Annotated in this window: 15 protein-coding genes; 12 read left to right on the top strand and 3 right to left on the bottom strand. The window is 65.3% G+C overall.

From position 1 onward, the window contains the following. Positions 1-19: 19 nt before the first annotated feature. From AC5P5V_RS06745 to AC5P5V_RS06735, 3 genes are read right to left on the bottom strand one after another with little or no spacing between them, the layout of a single operon-like run. Positions 20-430 carry a hypothetical protein gene (locus tag AC5P5V_RS06745; protein ID WP_495215851.1) on the bottom strand — a complete coding sequence of 137 codons (411 nt, stop codon included), beginning with the start codon at positions 428-430 and terminating at the stop codon, positions 20-22. A gap of 12 nt (positions 431-442) precedes the next feature. Continuing rightward, entirely contained in the window at positions 443-847 is a 405-nt protein-coding gene (locus AC5P5V_RS06740) for a hypothetical protein (protein WP_495215850.1), read from the bottom strand. Next, positions 735-1268, bottom strand: coding sequence for a helix-turn-helix domain-containing protein (locus AC5P5V_RS06735; protein WP_087786482.1), 534 nt, complete (start codon positions 1266-1268; stop codon positions 735-737). Before AC5P5V_RS06735 ends, AC5P5V_RS06740 begins: the two co-directional genes overlap by 113 nt. An 82-nt stretch (positions 1269-1350) precedes the next feature. Here AC5P5V_RS06735 and AC5P5V_RS06730 point away from each other — a divergent pair, with 82 nt between their 5' ends. From AC5P5V_RS06730 to AC5P5V_RS06675, 12 genes are all read left to right on the top strand, one after another. After that, on the top strand, positions 1351-1623 hold the full coding sequence (locus AC5P5V_RS06730; RefSeq protein ID WP_495215849.1) for a helix-turn-helix domain-containing protein: 273 nt from the start codon (positions 1351-1353) through the stop codon (positions 1621-1623). A 108-nt stretch (positions 1624-1731) separates the two neighbouring features. Continuing rightward, positions 1732-2334 (top strand): DUF8585 domain-containing protein, encoded by a 603-nt coding sequence (locus AC5P5V_RS06725; protein ID WP_064239326.1) that lies wholly within the window; start codon positions 1732-1734, stop codon positions 2332-2334. Next, on the top strand, positions 2331-2657 hold the full coding sequence (locus tag AC5P5V_RS06720; RefSeq protein WP_495215848.1) for a hypothetical protein: 327 nt from the start codon (positions 2331-2333) through the stop codon (positions 2655-2657). The genes AC5P5V_RS06725 and AC5P5V_RS06720 overlap by 4 nt, the downstream gene beginning before the upstream one ends. Beyond that, a complete protein-coding gene (locus AC5P5V_RS06715) occupies positions 2654-3040 on the top strand; it encodes a hypothetical protein (protein ID WP_495215847.1) in 387 nt (128 codons plus the stop codon). Before AC5P5V_RS06720 ends, AC5P5V_RS06715 begins: the two co-directional genes overlap by 4 nt. Beyond that, the gene (locus AC5P5V_RS06710; protein ID WP_495215846.1) at positions 3040-4041 is read left to right on the top strand and encodes a YdaU family protein; all 1002 of its coding nucleotides are present in this window, start codon (positions 3040-3042) and stop codon (positions 4039-4041) included. The genes AC5P5V_RS06715 and AC5P5V_RS06710 overlap by 1 nt, the downstream gene beginning before the upstream one ends. Before the next feature lie 22 nt (positions 4042-4063). Continuing rightward, the gene (locus AC5P5V_RS06705) at positions 4064-4618 is read left to right on the top strand and encodes a hypothetical protein (protein ID WP_495215861.1); all 555 of its coding nucleotides are present in this window, start codon (positions 4064-4066) and stop codon (positions 4616-4618) included. Continuing rightward, a complete protein-coding gene (locus AC5P5V_RS06700; protein WP_064239322.1) occupies positions 4605-5135 on the top strand; it encodes a hypothetical protein in 531 nt (176 codons plus the stop codon). The genes AC5P5V_RS06705 and AC5P5V_RS06700 overlap by 14 nt, the downstream gene beginning before the upstream one ends. Next, positions 5135-5647, top strand: a complete 513-nt coding sequence (locus AC5P5V_RS06695; RefSeq protein WP_495215845.1) for a hypothetical protein — start codon at positions 5135-5137, stop codon at positions 5645-5647. Before AC5P5V_RS06700 ends, AC5P5V_RS06695 begins: the two co-directional genes overlap by 1 nt. Before the next feature lie 5 nt (positions 5648-5652). Further along, positions 5653-6435: a phage antirepressor KilAC domain-containing protein gene (locus tag AC5P5V_RS06690; RefSeq protein WP_495215860.1), complete on the top strand. Its 783-nt coding sequence runs from the start codon at positions 5653-5655 to the stop codon at positions 6433-6435. Next, positions 6435-6749: a hypothetical protein gene (locus AC5P5V_RS06685; protein ID WP_134968313.1), complete on the top strand. Its 315-nt coding sequence runs from the start codon at positions 6435-6437 to the stop codon at positions 6747-6749. The genes AC5P5V_RS06690 and AC5P5V_RS06685 overlap by 1 nt, the downstream gene beginning before the upstream one ends. Next, positions 6749-7180, top strand: a complete 432-nt coding sequence (locus tag AC5P5V_RS06680; protein ID WP_235643179.1) for a hypothetical protein — start codon at positions 6749-6751, stop codon at positions 7178-7180. The genes AC5P5V_RS06685 and AC5P5V_RS06680 overlap by 1 nt, the downstream gene beginning before the upstream one ends. Further along, the gene (locus AC5P5V_RS06675) at positions 7180-8928 is read left to right on the top strand and encodes an SNF2-related protein (RefSeq protein WP_087786490.1); all 1749 of its coding nucleotides are present in this window, start codon (positions 7180-7182) and stop codon (positions 8926-8928) included. The genes AC5P5V_RS06680 and AC5P5V_RS06675 overlap by 1 nt, the downstream gene beginning before the upstream one ends. The last annotated feature ends 43 nt before the right edge of the window (positions 8929-8971 follow it).

The raw sequence follows: 8971 nt of genomic DNA, 5'->3' as shown, positions 1-8971 counted from the left end.
TTGTGAATCCGTTAAGAAATCAGAATTCCCAGCGCTTGAGGCAGTCGCTGTATGCAGCGTCTCTAAATTCCCCCGTGACCACGTCTTTGGCGGCATCACTGGTCAACCGTGGAAGTTCATATGCTTTGTGGACGAAGCCCACGTACGGCTCACCATACTTCGTTGCAGTCGCCATGACGGTAGCCATGGGTGTGCCCATCTGCCTTGCCTTCATGATGCGCTCGGCAGCAGTGGACTCGCCTTCGCACAGTTCGGCCGTCGATCCTTTGAGCGTGTCGATAGCCTCTTGAGCTTTTGTCGCAGCCTCGGCTGCCGATGCAGACGCACGGGCAGCGGCGGCGCGCGCTGGATCGTTGCTAGGATTGCTTGCGTTGACGCAGCCACAAAGGGCCAGCACCACCATCCCAGCGGCGTACAAGTACTTCCTCATTGGTCATGCCTCTCATCCATAGCGGCTGCGGAGCAAGCCGGCATCCTCAAAGCTGACGCCGTCCCGCATGCAATCTTCGGCGCGCTCCAGGTCCTTATGCAGCTGGATCAGGTCATCGTCCGGAAGCTGTTCGATTCCCATGTAACCGAAACAAGCCTGATCGATCAGAAGCTGCATGGGAGCGCCCCAGCGCCTTTGAAAGTGCCGGATCATGCGGCAGTGTGATTCACGAAGTACGACGTCCATGCGGCCCGCCGGGTGCGTGACCTTCCTGCTGGCTCCATCAGGTGCTGTAGCTGGCAGCTCAGCCGGCTTTGCGCTTCCGACCACCGTGAGCTTGGGCTTCTCGCCCAACTTCCGCTGCGCGCGCAGCGCGATCAGCTGAGCTAGCTTGTCCATCTCCTGATCGAGATCCATCTGTACGCTTCCCCTGTTTCCTCAAATCCGCAGCAAGTGCAACGCGCAGCGCCTGGGCGAACAGATCGGGCGATTGCTCGACATCAAATGTCTCGCCTGTGGCCAGATCTAGAGCCTTGCGCACCACAGCGATGGCGGCCACGACGATATCGGCGTTAAGTCTCGCAACCTGAGACGTGCCGAAACTGTCCATCAGGCGAGCGTACTCAGCGCTTACTTCCTGGGGCTGCAGCCCGAGAACATCGGCCAAAGCCTCTGCCTTGTCCCACGGCACTGGTCGCAAGCCAGTGGAAAACTGAGAAATGAAGCTGGGGGTGACTTCCAGTCGCTCGGCAACAAGCGCCTGGGTCAGGCCGGCGCGGGTGATGGCCTCCGCGATTGCGCGGCCTTCAGCGGTCTTGGGGTTGGCTGGCCTTGGCATATAGCGATGCTATTTGAAGGTGTTCAGGAAAACGAACAGCGATGCTATTTACATGGGTAAATAGCACTGCTATGTTTGGCGCATGAACGAGCCCAACCACCCCGTGGTACCGATCCAAAAGGCCATCGACGCGGTAGGAGGGCAGGGCGCACTAGCGCGCCTGCTCAAGGTTCACCCCGCGTTGGTTTCGCAATGGCGCACAGGCCGTCGGCCGGTTGCCGCGCACCACATCCTGTCGATCGAGGCAATGACCCACGTCTCGAGGCATGAACTGCGGCCTGACATCTTCGGCGAACTCCCCAGCTCGGAGACCGACCCAGACGCTGACCGGATCGTGCCGGTCGACGCGGTGTGACCGCGTTCCAACCAGACCACTGAGCCGCGATCCGCAAGCCACCCAATCCCAGAATTTCGGTCGTCCTGTCCATGGCGACCACTTTGCATCGCCTCCCGAGGTGCGTAAATGAAGCCTGATCCTCAGTACCACGAGCCGCGCTCTGCGGTGGTGTTCCGGCACACGACCGACGCCATTCGCAACAGCGGCCACACCGACAGCAGCCTCGCCCAGGCGATCGCCGAGCAGTACATGGCGGACGTAGCGCCAGCCGAGCGCATCCTGCACTTCCATGTCGGTGTAGACGCCGACAGCACCGAAAAAGCGCTGAAGTCCAACGGCCAGCTCATTGCCCGCATCCGCAATGGCACAGTCAAGATGCCTGTTGACCTGGAAGAGTCGTGGGTTCGTGCGCTGCCACCGCACTGGCGCGACGCCTGCTCGCGCGAGCTGGCCCAGCGCTATGGCTTTCTCGGTGCCCGTATTCCGATGATGGAGCCGCATGCCGGCGTGCTGGCTGTGGCCCGCCTGTCGGTGGAGTTCGGTCACACGCTCGAAGCGATCACCAACGTCCTGGCCGACGGCCGCATCTGCCCGAAGGACATACCCGAGCTGCGCCGCGCGCTGGACGAGATCGGTCAGCTCGAGGCGGAACTGGTGACGGCCAAGCGCTACGTGTCGGGCCACCTGCAGGATCTGGCGCCGCGAGCGGTGCAGGGTGCGCAGCGATGAGCGGCGGTGCAATGGTGAGCTGGGCAATCGCCGTGGTCAGCGAATTCGACAGTGCCGGCCGTCGCATCCCCGAGAGTGTGGTGCCGCTTCTGCCCATGGTGAATGTAGTCCTCTGGGCAAAAGAGCAGCCGCAGCCGGTGCGCGTTGATGCGCTTCAGAAGCGATTCGGCCTCTCGCGCGCGACGGCATACCGCTGGCAGCTCGCGCTGCAGGACCTCAACGACCCGGCAGCCGCCAGGCGACGGCTTCCAAGCCTGCGGCAGCTGAGCACCGTGATGGGGCGTGAGGTTCCCGTTTCGGGCCATGCGGGAGCGGCAGGATGAACATCAGTCCGACCCTCGGCCTGCGCTGTGGCCCTGCGCTCCGCACCGCTCCGGTTGAGCGAGAGCCGACCGTAGCTCCGGTAGCCGCCGCGATGTCTGAAAAGAAGCAGCGGCGCAGCGCGCCGCAGCACGCCCTTGCCGGCTACAACACCACCAGGATCGTCATGGAGTTCATGCGCTGGGCAGTCGAGCTCAGCGATTTCCCAACCGTTGAGGCCATTGTCCGGCACTTCGGCGTGAGCCGCGCCACGGCGTACCGCTGGCGCAACAGCCTGGGTGAGACATACCGGCTGGAGACGCTGCCGCCCAACGAGCATGAGCTGGCCAGGGTTGGCAGTTCCCGTGCCGCGGCACGCGGCAAGCACGGTGCTGGGGAACCCTGATGATCTACTTCGAAATGTTCCCGGGCGACTACCTCAAGGACACGACCCGACTGTCCCTGACCGACCACGGCGTCTACTTCAAGCTGATGCTGGCGTACTACTCGGAAGAGCAGGCGCTGCCAGAGAGCCTGGCCGAGCTGTACATCATCGCCGGCGCAATCACTGCGGCGGACAAGGCTGCGGTCAAGAAGGTCGCCGAGCGCTACTTCCCCGTGGCAGAAGACGGATTGCGGCACAGCAAGCGCTGCGATGAACAAATCGCCAAGGCGCAAGGCCGGATTGCGGAGGGCCAAGGTCGCCGTGATGCCCGAAAGAGCAACGAAACCGAGCGTCAGGCACGGACCCGAGCACGCAGAACCATGCTGTTCGAAGACCTGCGCGCCGTCGGCGTCGTGCCGGGAGGCATGGTCACGATGGCACAGCTGAAGGCGCTTCATGTCACGCATGTCACGGGCGACGAGCGCGTGACACTCGATCAGTTGTCACGCGTGACATGTCACGCAGAGTCACGTGTGACAGTTGGTGTGAACACAGGTGTGAACACGGGTACCCAGACCCCAGACCCCATTACTACTCCAGATACATCACATCTCACTCAAGGATCTCTGGGAGGCGTGACCGACGCGGGGCGTGCGTGCTTGCTGATGCGCAAGGCCGGTTGCCATTCCACCAACCCGAGCCACCCCGACCTACTGGCCGCCCTGAAGGAGGGCGTGACGCCGGAGACGCTGGGGCACACGGTCGCTGAAGGGCTGGCGCGATCGCCACCGGTCACGAACCCGTTCCCTTGGGCAATCAAGACCGCCCGCAACCGCCATGCGGCAGGCGCAATGCCCGCAATCCCCAATACCACCGGAGGCACCAATGCAAGCCATCAGCCAGGTTCTGCCGATCAGGTCACAGAGCAGCGGCGACAATTCGAGCAGCGCGCGGGAGTTGGCGGCTTTGGCGGAACGGGCGGCGACGTCATCGACGTCGAGTTCGAGCCCGTCCACCACTGAGCCGGACCAGCGCGCGGTGAGCATGCTGTGGACGGTATGGGAACGGATGGCCGGCATGTTTCCCGGGAAGTGGGTGCGTGAGAACGGCTCGGCCCCGGTGAACAACGCGGGCAGCCTGACCACCGCCGGAGAACTGTGGTTCCAGGTGTTGGTTGGTATCACCCCGCGACAGGTGGCCGACGGTATGGGCAACTGCCTGCGCAGTGCGCTGCAGTGGCCGCCGAACCCCGGGCAGTTCCGGGCCATGTGCCTGGGCGTGCCGTCGTTGGCAGAAGTCGATGGCCAGATGCGACCCGGCCAAGCACATAGCGGGTTCACCGTGCTTGTGCGGTCGAATCTGGACCTGCACGCCTACGCCACGGCCGAGAGCGGCGCGCAGCAGCAGCGCATGTTGGCCAACGCCTACGACAGGGCGGTGAAGCACGTTATGGACGGCGGCGCCGTGCCCGAGGCGATGGCTGCATTGCCTGCACCCAAGCCAGAGCTGCACGTGGTGCGCAACCGCGACGCCGCGCGCAGCGCCATGGCGCAGGCCGCGGCGGATCTGGGTTTCGGAGGCACCCATGGAGCCGGCTGAAATCCGCGCCTACCAACGGCAGCTGCTGCTGTTCTGCTTGGGCATCCACGGCGAGAGCACCGCAGCGGAGGCCTTGGAGCTGATGGGCAACGCCGCGCTCGAGTCCGGCGCGCCACGCGAGGTGATGCTGCTGAGCACGGCCGCCGTGGCTGGCCTTTTGCGAGAGCTGGACGGTGATGGCCTGGTGCGCAGGTGCGAGAACCGCGACAGCGGCCGCGATGGGCGGCCGGTGGCGACGTGGGCTGCGACCGAGGCCGGCCGCGTGGAGCGTGCGCCGGCGCCGCCCTCGGGTCAGCAGCAGCTGGCCATGCCAATGCTCGCGCCACCATCGGGGCAGCGCACGCGCGGCGGGTTGTCCATGGAACAGCTTATGGCACTGCTGAACGTTGAATTCGACTGCATGCTTGAGCAGATGGACCGCGAGCACCAGGCCGCGCAGCAACGCGCCCGGCAGGAGTTCGACGCATTCCGGCAGCGTGCAATGCGAGTGTGGAGCGCTATGGAGGCATCTGCCTGATGCCGCCGAAGAAGACATCCAGCCGCTCCCTGCGCTACGCAACTGTGCAGGACATGCCGGAAGGCATGCGCCGCCTCGTGCAGGCCAGTGCGACGGCAGCCGGGCCAGCACCGGCCGCGCCGCGCGCCTACCGTCCGCCGTCTGCTGGTCAGCCCTCTGGCAGCGGAAACGCCGCCGGCAAGGTCGCACGCGGCAGGCCGCGGCACGTGCCCGGGGAGATGAACAAGACCGAAGAAGCCTATGCCGCGCATCTGGCGCTGCAGCTGGCCGCCGGCGAGATCGCATGGTTCCGGTTCGAGTCCGTGAAGCTGAAGTTGGCCGAAAAGACCCACCTCACCATCGACTTCTTCGTGATGACGGCCGCTGGTGACCTGGAGGCCCACGAGGTGAAGGGCTACTGGGAGGAAGACGCACGCGTGAAGGTGAAGGTGGCCGCCGAGATGTACCCGTTTCGATTCCTGGCAGTCCAGCGCGCCCCAGGCGGCGGCTGGAAAACGGAGGTGTTCTCTTGAACGCAATGATGATTGGCGGGGTCACTGTGCGCCGCGACGACGTGGGCAGGTTCTGCCTGAACGACCTGCACCAGGCATCCGGTGGTGCGAAGCGCCACCAGCCCAGCGACTGGCAGCGCCTGAAGCAGACCGAGGAACTGGTGGCCGAGCTGGTCAACTCCGGTGATTCCCGGATTTACCCGGTGCACTCGGTGGCAGGCCGCTACGGCGGCAGCTACGTGGTGCGCGAACTGGTCTATGCCTACGCCATGTGGATCAGCCCCAGCTTCAGCCTGCAAGTGATCCGCGCCTATGACGCGCTCACGGCCGGGGCAGCGGCGCCTGACCCGATGCAGGCGCTGACCGATCCGGCGACGCTGCGCGCGCTGCTGCTGTCTTACAGCGAGAAGGCCGAGATCCTTGAGGCGCGCGTGCAGTACCAGGAACCGCAGGTCCGCGCGCTGCTGCGACTGACCCAGGCTGACGGTGCCTTCAACATCAGCACCGCCGCCAAGATGCTGCAGGTCCAGCCGCGCCAGCTGTTCGCCTGGCTGTCCGAGCACGGCTGGATCTACCGCCGCGCGGGCAGCAAGAACTGGCTGGCGTACCAGAACCGGCTGCAGCAGGGCGTGCTGGTGCACAAGGCGTGCATACAGCGCACCGACGGTGAGCAGGAGCGCGTACACGAGCAGGTGCTGGTGACCGCGAAAGGTCTGTCGCGGCTGGCGGAGAGCATCGACCGGGGGCAGATGACCTGGGCTCAGGCAGACGCGGCCACCGGTTTGCAGCTGGCTGCGGAGGTGGGCTGATGGACGCCATCGAGAAGCGGGCGCGGGAGCTGCTGGCTGCGGAGTACGCGAATCGCGGTTCCCCGCGCTATGCCGACGAAATCCGCGATACCGAACTGGCCGACTTTGGCGACGACGACATAGCCATGGCTATCCGCGCCATCATCGCCGCCCTCACGCCGCCCGAGGGCTACGTACTGGTGCCGGTGGAACTGACCGTGGAGATGGAGATCGCCTTCATGGAGACGTGGGTCCTCAAGCGTCGATGCATTGATGATTCCGAGATGCAGGACGCGTGGGCAGCCGCGCTTGCCGCTCGCCCGGAGGTGCCCTGATGGCAGGCGGAATCGTCACGCACCGGGAGGTGACGCCGGTCAAGCCGGGTACCGCCATGGAAGAGCAGCTGCAGCTGAAGGGTATTGGTCGGCTGCTGGCCGGCTTCGGGTATCGCTACGGCTCTGAGGTGCAGCTGCACCAGGCTCTGTCGACCGTCCTTGACCAGGCCGGCCATGCCCACGTGCGCGAGTACCGGCTCGATGCCAGCAACCGCGCGGACTTCTGGCTCGACGGCCTGGTGATCGAGGTGAAGGTAGCGGGCTCGCTCGCCGACGCCCTGCGGCAGGTTGGGCGCTACATCAGCCTGCCGCAGGTGCGCGGCGTGCTGCTCGCTACTACCGAGCGCTGGGGTGAACGCCCGCTCGTGGCCCGGCCGGCCTGGCAGGGGAAGCCCTTCAACATCATTCGCCTGAAGAGGCAGGCACTGTAATGCAGACGACCTATGGAACTCTTCTGTACAGCGCCGCCGGCAGTACCTGGCGGGTGATCTGCGAGCCGCAGGTCCGCGCGCGCATGAAGCGCGTATTTCCCCGGGTGCGTCAGCACGCCGCAGAGCACATCGACCTGTCGGCCACGCCAGAGAACAGCCGGGAGCTGCAGTGGTTCACCCAGCGCTATCCGCTGGCGATGGATGCCGACACGCAGCGCGCGCTGCAGCAGCTGGCGGACGAGCACGTGGACATGGAGCGCAGCCTGGGCGAATTGCTGGCCGGCCGCGTTCAGATTCCAGAGTTCACCTTGGCCAAGCCGCCGCGGGAGTACCAGAGGGTGGCGGGGGCGCAGCTGTCCATCCGCGGCGGCCTGCTGCTGGCCGACGATCTTGGCCTCGGCAAGACGGTCACCGGCATCTGTCCGATGGCCGCGCCGGGCAACCTGCCGGCCGTGGTCGTGTACCCAGCGGCGCTGCCGAACCACTGGCCGGAGAAGTTGGCCGAATTTGCACCGCAGCTGCGCGTGCACCACATCAGGAAGAGCGCGCCGTACCCTCTCGTGCGCCAGCCGAAGCAGAGGATCAAGGACCTGTGGGACACGCTGCCGGACGTGATCTTGGTCAGCTACCACAAGCTCCGGGGCTGGGCCGAGACGCTGGGGGAGATCGCGCAGTACGTGGTGTTCGAGGAATGCCAGCAGCTGCGCAGCCCGGACAGCAGCATCCACAGCGCTTGCCGCCACCTGGCCAGCCGTGCGCGGCTCCGCATGGGCCTTACCGCTACCCCCATCTACAACTACGGCTGCGAGTTCTTCCATGTGGTCGACCCGCTGCTGCCGGGCTGCCTAGGCACCTATGACGAGTTCCTGCGGGAATGGTGCATCTCCGCGCCCGGGGAGAAGGCCAAGCTGCAGGACGCAGAGCAGTTCGGCCAGTACCTGCGGCGGCAGGGGATCATGCTGCGCCGCACTCGCAAGGAAGTAGGGCGTGAGCTGCCGGCGCTGTCGAAGATCCCGCACGAGGTGGAATCCGACGCCAAAGCATTGGATGCCATCACCGGGGACGCCGCGGCATTGGCGCGGATCATCCTGCGGGCCAACGAGCAGTACCGCGGCGAGAAGATGCAGGCCGCCGGCGAGTTCGACCGCCTGCTGCGGCAGGCGACCGGTGTGGCCAAGGCCCCCTACGTGGCCGAGTTCGTCAGGTTGCTGCTGGAGAGCGGGCAGAAGGTGCTGCTGTTCGGATGGCATCGTGAGGTTTACAGCATCTGGCAGGAGAAGCTGGCTGCGTACAACCCCGTCATGTACACCGGCAGCGAGTCGCCGAGCCAGAAGCAGGCAGCGAAAGACGCGTTCATCAGCGGCGATAGCCAGGTGATGCTGATCAGCCTGCGTTCTGGTGCGGGCATCGACGGGCTGCAGCACGTGTGCAGCACCGTGGTGTTCGGCGAACTGGACTGGTCGCCAGGTGTCCACGAGCAGTGTATCGGCCGCGTCCATCGCGACGGGCAGACCGAGCCGGTCATGGCGTACTTCCTTCTCTCCGACAGCGGCAGCGACCCGATCGTGTCGGACGTGCTCGGGGTGAAGCGGGAGCAGATCGAAGGCGTGCGCAGCCCGGGGGAACACCTGGTGGAGCGCCTGGACGTAGGCGAGAACCAGTTGCGCGCGCTGGCCCAGCAGTTCCTTCAACAGCAGGGCGTGGCCCTGGAAACAACGAACGTGACAACCATGGAGACTCCCCGATGATCCCGAAATTCCCGAGCCTGGATGAGGCAACCCACCACTTGTA

This window comes from Stenotrophomonas sp. YJH_SMC_130 (assembly GCF_059369035.1).
Note: the sequence above shows the minus strand (reverse complement) of the source record. Positions and strands in the feature narration are given on the sequence as shown.